This is a genomic window from Marinoscillum pacificum (assembly GCF_024714495.1).
In the GTDB taxonomy this organism is placed as follows: domain Bacteria; phylum Bacteroidota; class Bacteroidia; order Cytophagales; family Cyclobacteriaceae; genus Marinoscillum; species Marinoscillum pacificum.
The window spans coordinates 439,074-457,696 of record NZ_JAMZMJ010000003.1; the positions used below are offsets into that span (position 1 = coordinate 439,074).

At 37.6% G+C, this 18,623-nt stretch carries 12 protein-coding genes and 1 tRNA gene; 6 read left to right on the top strand and 7 right to left on the bottom strand.

Annotated elements, in window-relative coordinates; all coding sequences use genetic code 11:
* Positions 1-99: 99 nt before the first annotated feature.
* A complete protein-coding gene (locus NXS00_RS11225) occupies positions 100-561 on the bottom strand; it encodes an Lrp/AsnC ligand binding domain-containing protein (RefSeq protein WP_258099289.1) in 462 nt (153 codons plus the stop codon).
* A gap of 153 nt (positions 562-714) precedes the next feature.
* Between NXS00_RS11225 and NXS00_RS11230 the strand changes: the two genes are divergently transcribed.
* Positions 715-860: transfer RNA gene (locus NXS00_RS11230), tRNA-Asp, on the top strand.
* A gap of 2,357 nt (positions 861-3,217) precedes the next feature.
* Positions 3,218-4,906, top strand: a complete 1,689-nt coding sequence (locus NXS00_RS11235; RefSeq protein ID WP_258099290.1) for an AMP-binding protein — start codon at positions 3,218-3,220, stop codon at positions 4,904-4,906.
* Here NXS00_RS11235 and NXS00_RS11240 read toward each other — a convergent pair.
* Positions 4,903-5,721 (bottom strand): DUF3298 and DUF4163 domain-containing protein, encoded by an 819-nt coding sequence (locus NXS00_RS11240; protein ID WP_258099291.1) that lies wholly within the window; start codon positions 5,719-5,721, stop codon positions 4,903-4,905. The genes NXS00_RS11235 and NXS00_RS11240 overlap by 4 nt on opposite strands.
* A gap of 75 nt (positions 5,722-5,796) precedes the next feature.
* On the opposite strand from NXS00_RS11240, the gene NXS00_RS11245 reads away from it, so the two are divergent.
* The gene (locus NXS00_RS11245; RefSeq protein WP_258099292.1) at positions 5,797-6,702 is read left to right on the top strand and encodes a DUF3078 domain-containing protein; all 906 of its coding nucleotides are present in this window, start codon (positions 5,797-5,799) and stop codon (positions 6,700-6,702) included.
* 142 nt (positions 6,703-6,844) lie between these two features.
* On the opposite strand, the gene NXS00_RS11250 is transcribed toward NXS00_RS11245, so the two are convergent.
* Positions 6,845-7,744 carry a mechanosensitive ion channel family protein gene (locus tag NXS00_RS11250; RefSeq protein ID WP_258099293.1) on the bottom strand — a complete coding sequence of 300 codons (900 nt, stop codon included), beginning with the start codon at positions 7,742-7,744 and terminating at the stop codon, positions 6,845-6,847.
* Positions 7,745-7,761: 17 nt separating this feature from the next.
* Positions 7,762-8,928 (bottom strand): S-adenosylmethionine:tRNA ribosyltransferase-isomerase, encoded by a 1,167-nt coding sequence (locus NXS00_RS11255; protein WP_258099294.1) that lies wholly within the window; start codon positions 8,926-8,928, stop codon positions 7,762-7,764.
* 121 nt (positions 8,929-9,049) lie between these two features.
* On the opposite strand from NXS00_RS11255, the gene NXS00_RS11260 reads away from it, so the two are divergent.
* On the top strand, positions 9,050-10,126 hold the full coding sequence (locus NXS00_RS11260) for an o-succinylbenzoate synthase (RefSeq protein WP_258099295.1): 1,077 nt from the start codon (positions 9,050-9,052) through the stop codon (positions 10,124-10,126).
* Here NXS00_RS11260 and NXS00_RS11265 read toward each other — a convergent pair.
* Positions 10,111-12,954, bottom strand: coding sequence for a PAS domain-containing protein (locus NXS00_RS11265; protein WP_258099296.1), 2,844 nt, complete (start codon positions 12,952-12,954; stop codon positions 10,111-10,113). The genes NXS00_RS11260 and NXS00_RS11265 overlap by 16 nt on opposite strands.
* An 87-nt stretch (positions 12,955-13,041) precedes the next feature.
* Entirely contained in the window at positions 13,042-13,689 is a 648-nt protein-coding gene (locus NXS00_RS11270; protein WP_258099297.1) for a response regulator transcription factor, read from the bottom strand.
* 208 nt (positions 13,690-13,897) lie between these two features.
* Between NXS00_RS11270 and NXS00_RS11275 the strand changes: the two genes are divergently transcribed.
* Together NXS00_RS11275 and NXS00_RS11280 are read left to right on the top strand one after the other, a co-directional pair.
* Positions 13,898-16,396: a PIG-L family deacetylase gene (locus tag NXS00_RS11275; RefSeq protein WP_258099298.1), complete on the top strand. Its 2,499-nt coding sequence runs from the start codon at positions 13,898-13,900 to the stop codon at positions 16,394-16,396.
* Between the two features lie 137 nt (positions 16,397-16,533).
* On the top strand, positions 16,534-18,213 hold the full coding sequence (locus NXS00_RS11280) for a sodium:solute symporter family protein (protein ID WP_258099299.1): 1,680 nt from the start codon (positions 16,534-16,536) through the stop codon (positions 18,211-18,213).
* Between the two features lie 114 nt (positions 18,214-18,327).
* Here NXS00_RS11280 and NXS00_RS11285 read toward each other — a convergent pair.
* On the bottom strand, positions 18,328-18,623 hold a 296-nt coding region (locus tag NXS00_RS11285), incomplete at its 5' end, for a transposase (protein WP_258099300.1).

The window sequence follows — 18,623 nt, forward strand, 5'->3', positions numbered from 1 at the left end:
CTGTAAGTTTCGCAAAGTAAACACTTATTTATATCAGTTCTAAATTAAGAATCGAATTAAAGCGACGATTGTGGCTTATTTGGTGATAAGCTTAAGTTATCAGAACTTGAGATGTCTATTTAGACTTTCTTCAAGAGAGATAAGCGTTTCAGTTCTTTCAATACCTTCTACCTTCTGAATTTTATCATGCAGAACATCTTTCAGGTGTTTAGTGTCACGGCAATGAATCTTTATAAAGATGTTATAGTTACCTGTGGTATAATGTACTTTAACTACTTCAGGAATATCTTTTAATTGCTCCACTACAGCATCATATAAAGAAGACTTTTGAAGATAGATACCCATAAAGCATGTTACATCATATCCAAGCTTTGAGTAGTCCATTTGAAGAGTGGTACCTTTTACAACACCCATTTCTTCAAGTTTCTTCATTCTTACATGAACTGTTCCTCCCGAAACAAAGACCTTTTTAGCTACCTCAGTGTATGGAATTTTGGCGTCTTCCATCAATAAATTAAGGATTTTAAGGTCTACATTGTCAATTTCGTAATTTTTACTCATCTCAAAAAGTGCTATTTTCTAATAATGCAATATTATACATTCAATTTTAAATGACATCTAAATATTTACCAAATTTATTAAAATATTTTTAAAAATATCAGAAGTCTATTACTTTTGAATCATCAAACAATCGCAAAGCAGTTGCGATCATACTGTAAGGTGATGAAATTGGCAGACATGCCCTCCTGTCTCGGGGGTGGAGATAAGGGATAAATCTCTGATCACGATAAATTACTCCGGTAATTTATCGTGGCGAGACTAACTGCTCCGTGGAGGTTCGAATCCTTCCCTTACAGCCATCATTTTTGGGTTAATGTTGTTTATTGAATCTGGTCGAGGTAGGGGTGCCTCGACCTTTTTCTTTTTATAGCCCTCAAGAACTTCCTTTTTGTTTTATCCAGCATCTTATTGCTCTGAGCCTGGAGTTTCTCAATCATATTTCTCATTCAGTATTTAGATCTTACCTTGCTACAAGTTCCGTTATTGTCTCCCGAGAATTCACACGTCTCAATTGTCTTATGAGACCTCTTTTACATAATCACATAATTACAACTTCTCTGTGAAGGTTCGACTCCTTCCCTTATAGCTATCATTTTTGGGTTAATGTTGTTTATTGAATGCGACCGGCTAGGTCTGGTCGAGGTAGGGCGTACGGCTAGTAGGTGTCTGGCTACGCGCCCCGAACTAGGCGTTCCCTAACTTTTTCTTTTTATAGCCCTCAAGAACTTTCTTTTTGTTTTATCCAGCATCTTATTGCTTTGAGCCTGGAGTTTCTCAATCATATTACTCATTCAGTATTTAGATCTTACCTTGCTACAAGTTCCGTTGTTGTCTTCTGAGAACTCTCACATTTGGACTGTCTTATGAGATCTCCTTTACTTATTTATATAATTGCAACTTCTCAGTGAAGGATTGAATCCTTCCCTTACAGCCATCATTTTTGGGTGAATGTTGTTTATTGAATGCGACCGGCTAGGTCTGGTCGAGGTAGAGCGTACGACTAGTAGGTGGCTCTGTTATTATCATTGAAGTGTTCTGAAGTTTTTACTGTAGCCCTGGATACGGATTTCTTCAATGTAGTTGTAAAACCATTCTTTCTTCATAGCTAATTTTTTCATCTACTAGTTTTTGACTCCTTATATAAGGTGAAATGGTCGTGACTGTCAGTAATGGTGTTAAGTTCTAGATGTTCATGTCAAATTCTTGTGCACTTATAATAAATAGGATGGGAGTATAGATTTGGTAATTCTAAATCTGTATATCTCTGATCCTTGATCAAAAGGATAGATAAAAAACTGAGTCGTGTACCTCGGGAATTACCCATAGACAGATGCCTCCATTTATATACCTATATATAATGTCTGGAAAGATTGTTACGGTAATTGATGCCGAAGGTTGATAAGTGTAGTTTCCTAATTATGAAATGGACTTCTAATTTCTTCTGTAAATGGTCGCTTTTGTGTTTCTCACTTGTTTTCCTTTTGGAATTGATAAAAATTCAACGGCTTCTAAGCAAATACTGAGGTTTTGGGATAATTGATCATGATGGGAGGATTGGGAATTATGTTTTTTGTAAAAATCGATGTGAATTTGATTGTCATTTGAGAGGTGTGATGAGGGTGATTTGTGAAATATATTGAGGAAAATCAAAGAATTTTATTCTTCAATAAGATGATAATGCCAAATTTTGGTTGGATTTGTATGCTTGCAGATTAAATGAAATCTAATTTCAGGCTTTAAAATGGGGGTAAATTGTGAAAATTATAATTTCGAATACCGATTTTGAGTTGATATGTAAATCTTTTCAAAAAGCATTAATAAAATTTTAAAGATTGAAAGATGGTGGTAATTTTGAATCATCAAAACAACGCAAAGAAGATGCGTTTACACACTGTAGGGTGATGAAATTGGCAGACATGCCCTCCTGTCTCGGGGGTGAAGATAAGGGATAAATCCCGCGTGTTTCACGATTATATGCACTAGCATGTAATCGTGAATCACTGGGACTAACTGCTTCGTGGAGGTTCGAATCCTTCTCCTACAGCTATTTTTGGGTTAATGTTGTTTATTTGAATCTGGTCGAGGTAGGGGTGCCTCGACCTTTTTCTTTTTATGGGCAATCGGTTTTGAGAAAATGTTTAGAATATTTATGAAGCTTTTCAATGTCGAGGCACCTGGATGCCTGGCTACGCGCCCCGCAACCTTTTTCTTTTTATAAGGTTAAGCCACAACTACGCGCCCGAACTAGGCGTTCCCGGCCTATTCTTTTTATAGCTCTTTAACTTTTCAGCTCTCTTTGAATATTCAGGTCTCATGCGACCTTATCTTTTCAGCTTTGATAGTTTGCTTTTTCACGGTAACTGCAATCTCATTATTCTGTAATTTTCTTATTAAAACTAGTTTGATGTGATTTTGAGGTATTGACAATTGTCGAAATTGGTAATTCTCATCTCTTTTTAATGACTAATTAATTATTGTGAAAATCATATTAAATGGGTTATTCGGTTTCATTCCATATGCTAAATGATCCTATCAATTGAAATAAACTTTGGTATTTGTAGCTATATGCAATGAAATTGTTAGTCGCACAGGGGTTAGCGAATTTTCACAGATATGTAGGTTGACTTATATTTAGATCAAAATCAATTTTCCAAAAATGAGCAACAAGCCCTGGTTAGAATCTTACCCTGCAGGAGTACCCCAATCAATAGATGCCGATAAGTATGGTTCTCTAGCTGATTTATTCACAGAATCTAGAAGAAAATACAATTCGTTGCCAGCTTATGAGAATATGGGTAAAATCATATCTTTTGAAGAGTTGGGTGAATTGTCGGATCGTTTTGCATCGTATTTTCAAAATGATCTTGGACTAAAGCCAGGGGATAAGATAGCTATTCAGCTTCCTAATGTGATACAAAACCCTGTTGTGATGTATGCTGCATTAAAAGCAGGTTTGGTTGTCGTTAATACCAATCCTCTGTACACGCCATCAGAGATGTGTCACCAATTCAAGGATTCTGGCGCCAAGGCAATTGTGGTATTGGCTAATTTTGCTGCTAATCTAGAAGAGATTATTAAGGACACCTCCATTGATCATGTGATAGTAACAGAACTAGGAGACATGATCGGTGGTTTAAAAGGAAGTTTGGTCAACTTCGTTGTGAAGAAAATCAAAAAGATGGTGCCGGCTTATAACTTACCTGAAGCCATTCCATTCAAAAAGATATTAAAAGAAGCTCGTTCAGAGTCGTTTACAGCTCCTGAAATTAAAGCTGATGATTTGGCCTTTTTACAATACACCGGAGGAACTACAGGTGTATCTAAAGGAGCAATGCTAACTCATAGAAATCTTATTGGAAATCTCCAGCAGATTGAGTCATGGTTAAAACAAGCTAACCCCGTAGAAGGAAAGGAAATCTTTATAGCAGCACTTCCACTATATCATATTTTCGCTTTAAATGCTCATGCTTTATTGCCAGCGAAGGTTGGAGCCAAAAATGTATTGATTACTAACCCTAGAGATATGAAGGGGTTTGTAAAAGAACTTAAAAAGCATCCGTTCACCTTAATTACAGGTGTGAATACACTTTTTAATGGGTTGCTCAATACTCCAGGATTTGCTGAATTGGATCATAGCACCATAAAGGTGGCATTGGCAGGTGGGATGGCGCTTCAGCGTGCGGTTTTTGATAAGTGGGAGCAAGTGACTGGTAAGCGAATTGCCGAAGCATATGGCTTAACAGAAACATCACCTGGTTTATGCATCAATCCATTATCAGAAGGTAATCGAGTTGGAACTATCGGATTGCCATTGCCTGATACAGATGTGAGGCTTTTAGATGACGAAGGGAATGAAGTTGCTGAAGGAGAAAGAGGAGAATTGTGCTGCAAGGGGCCTCAGGTATTTGTTGGATATTGGCAACGAGAAGAAGAAACGAAGAGTAGCTTTATCAATGGCTACTTCAAGACAGGTGATATCGCTACGATGGATCCTGATGGATACTTTAGAATTGTAGATCGAAAGAAGGAAATGATTCTTGTTTCTGGTTTCAATGTATATCCCAATGAAGTAGAGGATGCAATAGCCAAACATCCTAAAGTGTTGGAAGTAGGAGCTATTGGTGTGCCGGATAGTAAATCTACCGAAGCTGTGAAGGTGTATATAGTAAAAAAGGACCAATCACTTACAGAAGAGGAAGTTTTTGAACACTGTAGAGAGAATTTAACCGGATATAAGCGACCAAAACATGTGGCTTTCTCTGCTGAACTTCCAAAATCCAATGTAGGCAAAATCCTCCGACGAATTATTAAGGAGGATGATGCCAAAGTTTGTACATACGATTAAATCTTAAGAAGTCCTTCTAATTTAGAAAATGGAATGGTTAGATCTGTTGGCCCGTTAGCATATGGGGCTATCTCATAGCTGTTGTAATACAGGATCATTCCATTGTTACTAAACCCTATTGCTTCAGGAAGGCTGAATTCATCATTTTCAAAAGTGAAACCATAGTCTGAAAAAGCGTTTCCTTCTGAGATTTCATAGTATTCTCTGAATTCGGCTTCAGCAATTTGAGTGATTTGTTTTTGATTTTTAATGATATCCTTAAGGTCCAAAGGTTTTTTATCCCCTTTTTTAAGGTTGATATAAGTAATGGTGCTGTTTGGATGAGCACCACCCGTATAGCTAGAAGTACTCATTTCTAGTGATACAAATTCTGCTGTTGAATAAGACGTAGAAACGTTTATGGACAGGTCCCAAGGAGTTTGTGATTCCGGAAAACTGGCCACGAATTCCTCGTAGGATTTAATAAACAGATTCTCTAATTCTTCTATTGATTCAGAACCGTCAGCTTCCATGATAAAATCTTCACTGAGTACTTTAACTATCTGATCTTCTACAATTTTATTGAAATTGGGAAACGATTCGAATCGTGGATAGGTGATTGAAACAGTTGTGCATGGTTCTGCATTGCAATTTGATTTTTTCTCTATTTCTATTGTTTCTGCAGCTTCTATAACATTTTTAGATTCTTTAAAAACAATACTGTCAGAAGCGGGTTGTTCTTGCTTTGATTGCTCAACAGAACATGAGAATTGAATAAAAAGTAAAAAAAAGAGATATTTAAACGAGTGCGTTGTATGTTTTAACGAGTTGATCATACTTCTTGCAGATTATTGGTTTTTTTTGTCTTGTCTAACGATTTAATCACAATGTCTAATAAAAGTCAAATGTATATGAAATTCAGATTACCCTTGGTGATAATTCTTGTTGCCACATTATTTACTGCTAGAGCTCAAAATGCAGATACTACTTATTGGACCTCAGGCGGATTTGTAGCTCTGACATTTTCTAATGTTACCTTAAGTGATAGTTGGTCGGCTGGTGGAGCTGAAAACATGTCAATAAATGGAGCAACAGGATTATTTGCTAATTATGCAAAAGCACGAACTACCTGGGAGTCTTCTTTGGATCTGGGATATGGAATGATCAATCAAGACAATCAAGGTTTTGAGAAAAGTGATGACAAGATCAACCTTGTAACCAAGTATGGCTATCAAATAAAAGAAGGTAATTCGCAATGGTACTTCAGTGGTCTTCTTGATTTTAGAACACAGTTTGCCGAAGGTACCGTAATTGCAGCTGATGGGGTGTCAGATAGTACAATTTCCAACTTTATGGCACCAGGTTATCTGACCGTTGGTTTAGGTATTGACTATAAGCCTAATAAAGTAATATCATTTAACTATATCCCCTTGACAGGTAAGTTTACATTTGTCAACGATCAGGCCCTTGCAGATAAAGGAGCGTATGGAGTAGATCCTGGTAAGAAGTCTCGTGCAGAGCTTGGTTCTTTCTTAAGAATTAAATACAAAGATGAGGTGATTACTAATGTGAATCTTGAGTCTCGTTTGGAGTTATTTACCAATTACATTGAGAGTTTCGGAACCATTGATGTTAATTGGCAAAATACGATCGTGATGAAAGTAAATAAGGTGCTTTCTGCTAATTTATTTACCCATCTTTTGTATGATAAAGATATCAAGACAGAAACTGAAAATGGCCCTGAGGCAAAGGTGCAATTTAAAAGCGTTTTTGGTGCAGGTCTAGCTTACAACTTCGGAGCGCAGTTAAGCAAGTAAACGTTTAAAACATGCCAATTATCGAAACATACCAATGATTATACGGTATAATTTCGGCTAACGATAAAATCTTCGTATTTTTACTCTTGTAGAAGTATGAAGAAGTGTAACAAGGTCTTTCTTTTTTTAGAGGAAGGCCTTTTTACTTTCCATCAATTCCAATAGGTCCCGATTTGATATGAATGTCTCTCTGAGGGAATGGGATTTCTACATTGTGCTCCTTGAACTTTCTGAATATTTCAAAGTATAATTCTGATTTTAAAATACGCGGTTTGTCCGTGTGGGTACTTGTCCATACAGCAAGAAAGAAATTTAACGAACTGTCAGCGTATTCATCAAATAGGACATTGGGTTCGGGTTTTTTAAGAACATGTGGGTTCTTATCTGCTACTTCAAGCAGTATTTTCTTAATCTTATCCGGGTCTTCATTGTAGCTTACCCCAACAGGGATTCTAAATCGGATATTTCGGTCATTATGACTCCAATTAATGACTCTGCTGGATATGAATTCTGAATTAGGTACAATGATGGAAATATTGTCATTGGTCAAGATTTGAGTAGCTCTAAAGGATATGCTCATTACATTGCCTTGTACATCACCTACGTCTATACGGTCCCCAACTTTGATTGGTTTTTCGAACAGGATAATTACACCAGAGATAAAATTGTCAGTGATGTTCTGAAGACCAAATCCAATACCAACACCCAAAGCACCTGCTATGAATGTAAGTGCTGTCATATCAATTCCAGCAGTTTGGATGATAACAATGGAGCCAACGACAATGAAAACAAATTTGGTTACTGTGCCAACTGTTGCTCTGGCGCCAGGTTCCATAGATGTGTTGACTAATATTTTATCAACAAGAATTTTTTTGATTCGTCTGGCTAGAAATGTAAGAATGACGAATGAAAGAAGTATGTAAAGAATCTTTCCAAGACTGACTTCATTGTCTCCAAGTTTAAATAGTGATTTTGTAAAGAGATGATAGATGCTGATCATTAGATCTTTCATCTCTGCCCACACGTCATTGATGGCTTCCATGCGCTGAATATAACGAATTAAGGTATAAGAAGAGAACTATCTCCATAACTAAGGAATCGATAGTCATTGTTCATTGCTTGATCATAAACTCTCTTCCAGTTATTCCCTATTAAAGCTGCTACCAGAAGTATAAGTGTCGAACCCGGTTGGTGGAAGTTGGTGACAAGTCCATTACAAACTCTGAATTGGTATCCTGGATATATGAATATTTCGGTTTGACCGATGACTGATTGTTGGTTTTTGTGTGTTAAGTAATTTAAAATGTTTGTCAGGCTATTTTCCAATGATATGGGGGACTGGTAACTATAGGCTGTTTCTTTTTTGATAAAGAATTCAGCATTTTCGTCCTCTTCTAATAATTGTCCAAACCAATACAAGCTTTCTAAAGTACGCATGCTAGTTGTACCTACAGGTATGATGGTTTCGTTTTGCAAAAGTGTTTCAATATTTGATCTGCTTACATGTACCTGCTCTCGGTGCATTGGATGGTCTTCTATCGTTTCAGACTTGATAGGCTGAAATGTGCCTGCAGATACATGTAGCGTTAAAAAATCCTTTTGAATTCCCATAGAAGCAATAGAGTCCAATACACGGTCTGTAAAATGTAAACCTGCTGTAGGTGCTGCTACTGCTCCTTCATTTTTAGAGTATACAGTTTGGTATCTTGGAACATCTTCTTCTGTAGCTGATCGCCCAAGGTATGGAGGGAGAGGTATTTGCCCTATCGCTAAAAGGATCTCAGAAAATGTTAAGTCAGACGACCAATCAAATCTCACCGTATCGTGAGTCAATCGTGTAGATTGAAAAGTATCGCCTGAAAGGTTAATGGTCAATTCTGTGCCTTCCTTCCATTTCTTAGAGTTTCCAATCATGACTTTCCAGGTGGTTGATAGCTTGCTGCTCATTACCTGTTCATGAACATTGGAAGGAAGAATAGGTTCAAGTAAAAAGATCTCAATTCTAGCTCCAGTTTCCTTATTCATAATCAGTCTGGCTGGTATTACTTTAGTGTCATTGAAGACTAAAAGACTCTTTTCAGGAAGCAGATCTGGAATTGTAGAAAACTGATGATGATGGATTTCACCTTTGTGATAATACAGAAGTTTTGAAGCATCTCTTTCCTTTAGTGGATGTTTTGCTATTCTCGAATCGGGAAGATCGTAGGTGTAATCTTGAAGGTTCAATACAGACCAGTTTTAAACTTTAAAACAAATTGGCCTTCAAAGAAAATGTAGAATCTTGAACTTTTGAGAATATTTTGAAGAAAGCTTCAAACCTTTAGCTTATACAGTTAATTTACCGTCTATGAACTTAGAATCAACAGTAAGAACGCTACATTTCAAATTTGATGCAGGTACGTCCAGAGGAGTGCTGAAGGAACATCCGATTTGTTTGATTAAAGTTTCATTGCTGGACAATCCCAATGAGTTTGGTCTTGGTGAAGCGGCACCATTAGAAAAACTCAGTGTAGAGACGATTGATGAAGTGGTGGATTTTATTCCTGAGTTGAGAAAAAGGCTAATGGAGGAAGAACTTCCCTTGAGAGAGGAGGAGGTTTATTCTGTAGCAAGTTCATTAGTGCCGAGTTCGCTCCCAAGTTTAAGGTTTGCACTGGAAACCGCAATGTTAGATCTGTTAAATGGAGGTGTGAGTAGAATTTATGAAAACAAGTTCTATTCTGCCGAAAAAGATATTCCAATCAATGGATTGATCTGGATGGGAGAGCCTGATTATATGAAGGAACAAATTGATAGGAAACTTCATGCAGGATATAAGTGTATCAAGCTCAAAGTGGGGGCAATTGATTTTGGTCAAGAGTTGGCCGTATTAGAATACCTGCGTAATAAATCTTCATCTGTAGTCATTCGAGTAGATGCAAATGGAGGGTTCCCAACGAATGAAGTCTTTTCCAGGCTCTCTGAGCTGGAAAAATTGAAAATTCACTCCATTGAGCAACCAATCATGGCAGGGCAATTTGAGGCCATGCAATTGATTTGTAAAAAAACTGGTGTGCCGGTAGCTCTTGATGAAGAACTTATCGGTTATCACGAGCAGAGCAGGAGAATGGAACTACTTAAGTTGATTCGACCTCAATACATTATTCTTAAGCCAACATTGCTAGGCGGGTTGAGAGCTACCATGGATTGGATTAAAATAGCTCAAACTTTGGGAATCGGATGGTGGCTTACCTCTGCTCTGGAAAGTAATGTGGGATTAAATGCTATCGCACAATTCGCAGGTGAGTTTCCGGATGCGGGTTATCAAGGACTTGGTACCGGGCAGCTTTATGAAAACAATGTGTTATCACCTTTAGAAATTAATGGTGAGTTTTTGGGATACAATATTTCAGGTAACTGGGAAAAAATTCAGTTTGATTCATAAGGCATTTCAACTATTATACTAGTGCCCTTACCCGGAATACTATGGAGTTCAAATGTGGCTGATATGGCGTTGGCTCTACTTTTCATGGAAGAGAAGCCAAGTCCCGTGAACAGCATATCGGTTTTTTTCGTGTCGAATCCGATGCCATTGTCATCAATACTCAAAATGATGGTGTTATTATGCTTCATTAATTGTATCTCTACTTCAGTTGAACGAGCGTATTTCAAGATGTTATTGGTGGCTTCCTGGCAAATTCTGTAAAGTGAAGTGGCTTCTGCAGGGGATATGTTGTCATCATCAAGATTGTGAAAAAGTCTAAATGAGGTAGTAGAAGAACGATTTAGGTTTTCGATCATGTACTCTAGAGTCTCAATTAACCCGAAATCCTGTATAGATTTGGGCATGATACTGTGTGCAATGAGCCTAGTCTCTGCTACACCATTCTGAAGTGTTTCCAGAGCATTGGTAAATAGATTATTTAATTCGTCGTTTATTAAAGGACCTACTCTAGTTTGCAATTCTTGAAAAGTAAATAAAGATGAAACTAAAGTTTGTTGGAGACCATCATGAATGTCTCGGGATATTCGAGATCGTTCGGCATCTTCAGCTTTTAGTGTCGCAGATATTATTCGATCTTCCACACGGACTTTATCAGTAATATCCGTCATGAATCCCTCAATGTAAATTTTGCCATCAATTTCAACGAATCCACCTCTTTCCCAGACCCAAAGGATTAATCCTGATCTGTGGTTGAGCCTATAACTGATTTCGTAACCTCTATTTTCTTCTGCAGCTTTGTATATTTCAGTGGTAGCCAGGTCCAAATCATGATCATTGATAAGGTCAACATATTTTATACCGTCTTCACGGTAAAACTCTTCAGCAGAGTAGCCTGTAAGGTTTTCAATTTGATCACTTACAAAATCAGGGCACGCCGTAAAGTCTAATGGAAATCTAAAAACGACTCCAGGGACACTTTCTATAATTTTTTGAAGAGACTGATTTGCTTCATGAAGTCGAAATTCTTGTTGTTTTGATTCAGAGATGTCAACTACTGTTCCAATGACTTCTACAGGGTTATTGTTTGGGTCACGCTTGGATACAATTGTATAAGTTTCAATAAATAATGTTTTTCCACTTTTGTGAAGAAGCTTGTTATAGGTTACTGCTATGTCACTCATTCCGGATTCCATTGCTTCTTTTGGAATTTTCTCGGATCGTTGTTGTTCATCTGGATGAATGATGACTTTTATAATTTCTTGATAAGTGAGAGGTAGCTCATTTCTTTCGTACCCAACCAGAGCAAGGAGCTTATCATCCATTATAAATTCATCGGTAATTAAGTCGTGTTCATAAACACCGAGATTTGCACTTTCAAGTGCCAGGTTCAGCCGAATCTTGTTTTCCTTTTCTTTTGTAATATCAAAAGCCATCCCTGTATAGATGGTTTGACCTTTAATACTTTTCACATCGATACTATATTCTTTTAACCAAACCCAATGACCGTCCTTGTGTTGAATCCTATATTCGATCACTCTGGTATCTCCGGGTTTAATACCCATTGCATGGTCAATAAGTCGCTGTTTATCATCAGGATGAAATTTTGAAGGCCAAAAGTTTTTAGTCCGTACTAATTGTTCCACGGTATAACCTAAAATTTCTTTTGCTTTACCAGAATAAAATAGACCAATGTCCGCAGTTATGTTATACTGAAAAATGATAGCAGGTGCTACACCTATTAACTCACGGTACCTATTTTCACTTTCAATTAATTGCAATTCTGCGAGTTTTCGGGAATTGATGTTTTGGATAATGCCTATGAGTTTTAGTCCCTCCTTCGGGTTTTCTTCAACTCCGGTACCATATAATTTAACCCATATATAGTGACTCTTGTCAAAAGTCATTTTCACATCAATCTTGAAAAAATTAGATGATTGAATGCTATCAAAAGAGTGGATAACTCGTTCTTTAAAATCTGGATGAACAAGCTCAATAAAGGAATTCCAATGAACCGGGAGTGATTCAGACCTAATTTTGAGCAAGTCAGGAGTTTTAGATATCCACCAGAATGTTTTGGTTGTGAAATTGTATTCCCATTCTGCCATCAGGGCCATGTCGAAAGCTTTTTGAAGCTTTTGGCTATGTATTTCTAGTTTTTGATTTTGTGTGATGAAATCACTAATGTCTCGCGTATAGCAAGCTGCACCAATGACGGTTTTCTTTTTCTTAATCGGTGTAACAATTAGGGAATAGTATTTACCATTGGTTGGGTCAGGACGTTCAAAATTGTATTTTTTCTCAATTCCTTTAAAGGCATGTTGGTATGCATTTTTCCAGAATTTTAAATAACCTGGATCGTATTCCGGATATAGTACATTGTCTCCTTTTTTGATCGTTTTTTTCCTAAAAGTCTCAACATCATCCTTGAAAGCCTTATTGTAATTTACGAGTTGATATTCTTTGTTAATGATCCACATTGGTTCGGGAAAAAAGTCACTTATGTCAGAAAACCATTTAGTGGGATCCGGGGATTGATAAAGTGGGGTGAAGTGAATAGATCGAAATGGACTTTTTGATAAAACTTCTGCTTTTATTCGATAAGGGAAGCCGTTAATAATGTGTTCTGAGTTTGTATTAAGTAGGATTTCACCAATAAAGAAGTCTGTGATTGGTTTACCTTCTAAACTTTCGGTTTCAAATAGATCACGCGCACTTTGGTTTGCAAGTGTAATAAGACCATGCTCATCTAAAAGCATTATGCTTTCAGATGAGTGGTCAAAAATTTCTCTATAAATCGCTAAATGATCTATCCCAGTGTTATTACTCATGGGTAATATCTAGTGTAAGTTGTTGAAAAATAGGCATATACCTAAATCATGACAACTAAAATAGACATAATAATAGGGGAAAAGGATCTATCCAATATTGTGCTCTATTGCATAAACCACTAAGCCGGCAATGTTTTTACATCCGGTTTTTTCCAATAAGTTTCTTTTGTGAGCATCAACTGTCCTAACACTGATAAAGAGTGCATCCGCTATTTCTTGATTGGAATACTCTTTTACAATCAATTCAAGGACTTCTTTTTCGCGTCTTGTTAGTGGTGTTTCCAATGTGAGACGTTTGGAGGGCTTTTTCTTACCAGCCATATTATCCATGATGATTTTGGTTACTTCACTTGAGAAGTAGTTCTCATCACTTAGTATGGTGTCTATAGCTTTAAAAATCTCACTTTTATCAGCATTTTTTAGGATATATCCATTCACTCCTGCCGACAGCATGTGCTTGATGTGTTGGTTTTCGCTAATCATCGTTAGCGCCATGACTTTTTGTTCGGGCTTAAATACTTTGAGTTCTTGAGTAAATCGTATTCCATCCATTTCTGGCATACTGATGTCTGTGATTACAATATCATAATCGTTTTCTTCCAGTAATTTGAGAGCTTCTCTGGCGGAGGCAGCTTCGGCGGCTACGGCATATTTATCATTCCCTTCAAAATACAACTTCAACCCATCTCGGATAATCTTATGATCATCTACGAGAAGAATAGTGTTTTTTTCCATTTCGATGGTAGTAGTTTGTGTTCGCAATGTTTTACCAATCAAATAATCAATTCCCCTTTTACCTTAATAATCATAAATTACACAATAAATGGCAATTTTCCGACTAAAATATTGTCTACTTTTCAGTTTGGAAAGTTAGAGAGAAAGGTAGGCGTGAAATAAAATCATGTTATACCTGTATTTGGAAGAAACGGATTGACTCATCAAAATGAAACAAAAGCACCTTTTTATATTCTTATTTCTTCTTGTATATGCTGGAAATTTGAGAAGTCAGGTAATACCAAGATTCTCTTCATCCAGTATTGAACAAAGACTGGATAAGTTAAATACTCTTGGAACAGCACTTTATATAGCGGCACATCCAGATGATGAAAACACTCAGTTAATAGCTTATTTAGCAAATGGTATGCATTTGCGAACCGGATATTTGGCTGCTACAAGAGGTGATGGAGGTCAAAACCTTATAGGAACTGAAATACGTGAAAAACTTGGAGTAATTAGAACTCAAGAATTATTAGCTGCAAGAAGAACGGATAATGGGGAGCAATTTTTCTCCAGAGCAAATGATTTTGGTTATTCCAAGCATCCAGATGAAACATTTGCCATTTGGGATAAGGAAAAAGTCCTTGCTGATTTTGTGTGGGTTATTAGGAAATTTAAACCTGATGTGTTGATTACAAGATTTTCGCTCCAGCCAGGGATCACCCATGGTCATCATACTGCCTCCGCCATTCTGGCAATGGAAGCATTTAAGGCGAGTGGAGATCCTAAAAGATTTCCAGAACAATTGAAGTATGTGGATACCTGGCAGCCAAAGCGCATCTTCTGGAACACTAGTTCTTGGTTTTTTAGAAACTCAGGGCAAACATTTGATCCAAAAAATTATCTAAAATTAGATGTAGGGCAGTACAATACATCACTAGGCTATTCGTACACTGAGATTTCAGCTCTTAGTAGAAGCATGCATAAGAGCCAGGGATTTGGTAATTCAGGTTCTAGAGGATCAGAATATGAATATTTCAAGCAGTGGGGCGGAGACGAGGTTTCTCAAGGCTTATTTGAAGGATTGAACTTGTCCTGGGATCGAGTTGAAGGAGCTGAAATTGTTCAACAATTGTTGGCAGAGGCTAGAGATGGATTCGATTCTAAGAATCCACTGCAAATAATGAATAAGTTATTAGCTGCAAGATCTGCATTGCTTACACTTCCAGATCAATATTGGAAAGAAGTGAAATTGGCAGAGCTAGAAGAGTTGCTATTAATTCTTTCTGGCACATACTTAGCACTAAATGCTGAAAGCCCGGCGTATTCACCTGGAGATTCTGTTCAGATAAACCTGGAAGCTGTTAATAGATCTTCAATGAATTGGGAGCTAGAGGCGGTTAGGTTTTCTTCAAGTAACGAGCGGATTCTTGTTGGAATGAAGATGGAAGACAATCAGAAAATCAATTTGAGTTATCAAGTAGCTCTTCCGATAAATACTTCATTTACAAATCCTTATTGGTTGGAGGAAACTGCGTCAATTGGTATGTATGCTGTAAGCAACCAACTGTTGCGCGGATTACCTCAAAACCTGCCTGCCATCACTGGTTATGTGACGTTGAAATCTGGAGATCAAATAATTGAGATTCCTGTTCCGGTTAATTTTAGAAGAACGGATCCGGTCAAGGGAGAGGTAGTTACTCCATTGATTATCCAGCCAAAGGCTATGTTGAATTTAAAATCTCAGTCGTTGATTTTTTCTGCTTCTGATGCCAGGCCTGTAGAAGTAACTGTTATCTCAGGAACCGATAATTTTTCTGGGAAACTAGAGTTGGATGTTCCTAAAGGATGGAGCTTTAGTCCAAAATCATTTGATGTAGCTCTTTCATTTAAGAATGAAGAAAGAGTATTTGAGTTTATGTTAACTCCACCAAAAGGAGAGTCAATTGGTACTATTAAGCCATTTTTAGTTGCTGGTCAGGAGACGTTTAATCGAGAAAAAGTAGTGATAGATTATGATCACATTCCTCTTCAGAATTTGTTTCAAGTTTCAGAGAGCAAAGTGGTAAAGCTGGACGTTAAAAAAACAAACGCTAAAATAGGCTATGTGATGGGTGCAGGAGATGAAGTTCCTGATGCACTTAGAGAGATTGGTTATCAGGTTACATTATTGGATAAGGACGACATCTTTGCTGATCGTTTGGCTGGTTTTGATGCTATTTTGATAGGAGTACGTGCTTTCAATACTTTGGACTGGTTGTCTTTTAAGAATACCGAATTATTTCAATTTGTAGAAAACGGAGGTAACCTAATTGTTCAATACAATACTAGTCATCGCTTAGTAACAAAGGATGTAGCTCCTTATGAGTTGAAACTTTCTAGAGACCGTGTAACAGTAGAGGATTCTGAAGTAAAATTCTTGAAACCAAATCACGCGGTATTGAATAGCCCTAATAAAATCACAATGAATGACATGGATGGCTGGGTGCAAGAGCGCGGACTTTATTTTCCAAATGAATGGTCTGATGAGTTTACGCCGATTCTTGGTATGAATGATCCAGGAGAGCCCCAGTCTGACGGCAGTTTGCTAATTGCTAAATATGGAAAGGGTTATTATTGCTATTCTGGATTGTCATTCTTCAGAGAGTTGCCTGCTGGAGTACCAGGAGCATATAAGCTATTGGTTAATATGATTTCATTAGGAGGTAAACAAACGAACCCATAAATCAGACTTATGTCAAAATCTGAAAGAGAATTGGATACCCCACCATATTTCTCAAGTTGGAAGACTATCTATTGGTTGGTAACAGCATTTCTAGTACTTGTTGTAGTTGTATTGTCCATTTTTAGTGCAGTTTATCAATGAATACACTAGATCTAATTGTGCTGTTCGGTACACTGTTGTCAATTGTTGCTTATGGAGTGTACAAAACCAGAGGGCAAAATAACATTGAAGGGTATCTATTAGGTAATAATTCGCTTGGCTGGGGTACCATCGGACTGTCTGTGATGGCTACACAAGCAAGTGCAATTACTTTCATTTCTACTCCTGGTCAGGGTTATGAAAGTGGGATGGGGTTTGTTCAGAACTATTTTGGTTTACCAATCGCATTGATCATTGTTTCTGCTGTTTTTATCCCGATTTTTTACAAGCTAAAGGTTTACACGGCATATGAGTTTCTGGAGTCGAGATTTGATTTAAAGACCAGAATGCTCGGTGCATTATTGTTTTTGATTCAAAGAGGACTGGCTGCAGGTATTACGATTTATGCTCCGGCGATCATACTCTCTAGTATATTGGATTGGGACCTTACCATGACCATTTTCATCACAGGAGGTCTTGTGATTGTCTATACTGTGTCAGGAGGGACCAAGGCCGTGAGTATTACCCAAAAGCAGCAGATGGCTGTTATCATGGCAGGAATGTTTATCACCTTTGGGGTGATCGTGGCTTATATTACTGATTATGTATCGTTTTCTTCTGCTTTAGACGTTGCGGGAAAGCTGGATAAACTGAATACGGTTGATTTTGATTTTAATGTTGAGAAACGATATACGATTTGGTCAGGACTTACTGGAGGTTTGTTTTTAGCCTTGTCTTACTTCGGAACTGATCAGTCACAAGTTCAACGCTACTTAGGAGGAAAGAATATCACAGAGAGTAGAATGGGGTTGATGTTTAATGCCATTCTGAAGATACCAATGCAGTTCTTCATTCTGCTAACAGGGGTGATGGTTTATGTTTTCTTTATTTTCTACACACCGCCTGTTCATTTCAAAGATGTATCAGTCCAAAAGTTAAATGGCACGCCTTATGAGCAGCAGTATCAAGAGTTGTCAGCTAAATATGAAAATCAACTTTCTGAGCGTAAGAATCAAGTACTTCAATATGTACAAGAACCTAATGAATTGAATGAAGCCAAAATGTTGGCAGCGGATGAAGCTTCGAAGACTGTGAGACAAGAAGTGAAGGACTTGTTAGTAAAAGCAGATCCTACAATTGAGACGAAAGACTCAGACTATGTTTTTCTAACTTTCATTCTCACTTACCTACCACACGGTTTAATTGGTTTGTTAATAGCAGTAATTTTTTCAGCAGCTATGTCGTCTTCATCATCAGAGATTAATTCTTTGTCATCAACCACCACGGTTGATATTTACAGAAGACTAATTAGTAAAGGTGAGTCTAAGCATGATATGCTGATCTCTAAAGGATTGACTTTGCTTTGGGGGATATTGGCTATCTCTTTTGCAATATTGGCGAAGAACTCGGAGAACCTTATTGAGGCCGTGAATATTGTAGGTTCCATCTTTTACGGCACCATTCTTGGGATTTTCTTAGTGGCTTTCTTTTTGAAAAAGGTGCAGGGAAATGCCATATTTTGGGCTGCCATGATCGCACAGATAACTGTTATTGTATTTCATTTTCTGACCGTCTATGATGTGATCACTTTAGGCTACTTATGGTACAATGCTATTGGGTGCTTGTTGACCATATTGCTAAGTGGACTTATTCAGTTGGTCTTGCCGCGAAAGGCATAAAAAAAGAGGCCGTCTCAAAAGTATTTGAGTCGGTCTTTTTGTTTGTGGAGTTTTTTGGAGAAGATTCCTCAGGTTGTTTGGAGATTTTTAGAGAAGAGCAATTGCTTGCTAGTGTCAAGCGGCCTTCTTGGCCAGATTGTGAGCTATAGCGAGTAATCCTGCCTCTATTTCCACCTTATCGGTGCCTTTAAGCATAAATCTGCGGAAGCCTCGATTGTGTTTAATGGCTGCAAAGACAGCCTCTACATCCCAAGGTCTTTTGGATCTATGAGCTAATCCTTGCTCAGAGAATAAGTTTTGCCTCACGTTCTGCTTATGCCTCCTGAGGTTATGATTAATTTCAACGATTCGATTGCCTTTACTCTTGTGACAAGAGCCTCTCAAAGAACATCCATTGCAGTTTTTAGCCT

Coding starts and splice junctions, on each gene's coding strand:
- NXS00_RS11225 (WP_258099289.1), bottom strand. CDS start 561: ATGAGTAAAAATTACGAAATTGACAATGTAGACCTTAAAATCCTTAAT.
- NXS00_RS11235 (WP_258099290.1), top strand. CDS start 3,218: ATGAGCAACAAGCCCTGGTTAGAATCTTACCCTGCAGGAGTACCCCAA.
- NXS00_RS11240 (WP_258099291.1), bottom strand. CDS start 5,721: ATGATCAACTCGTTAAAACATACAACGCACTCGTTTAAATATCTCTTT.
- NXS00_RS11245 (WP_258099292.1), top strand. CDS start 5,797: ATGAAATTCAGATTACCCTTGGTGATAATTCTTGTTGCCACATTATTT.
- NXS00_RS11250 (WP_258099293.1), bottom strand. CDS start 7,744: ATGGAAGCCATCAATGACGTGTGGGCAGAGATGAAAGATCTAATGATC.
- NXS00_RS11260 (WP_258099295.1), top strand. CDS start 9,050: ATGAACTTAGAATCAACAGTAAGAACGCTACATTTCAAATTTGATGCA.
- NXS00_RS11265 (WP_258099296.1), bottom strand. CDS start 12,954: ATGAGTAATAACACTGGGATAGATCATTTAGCGATTTATAGAGAAATT.
- NXS00_RS11270 (WP_258099297.1), bottom strand. CDS start 13,689: ATGGAAAAAAACACTATTCTTCTCGTAGATGATCATAAGATTATCCGA.
- NXS00_RS11275 (WP_258099298.1), top strand. CDS start 13,898: ATGAAACAAAAGCACCTTTTTATATTCTTATTTCTTCTTGTATATGCT.
- NXS00_RS11280 (WP_258099299.1), top strand. CDS start 16,534: ATGAATACACTAGATCTAATTGTGCTGTTCGGTACACTGTTGTCAATT.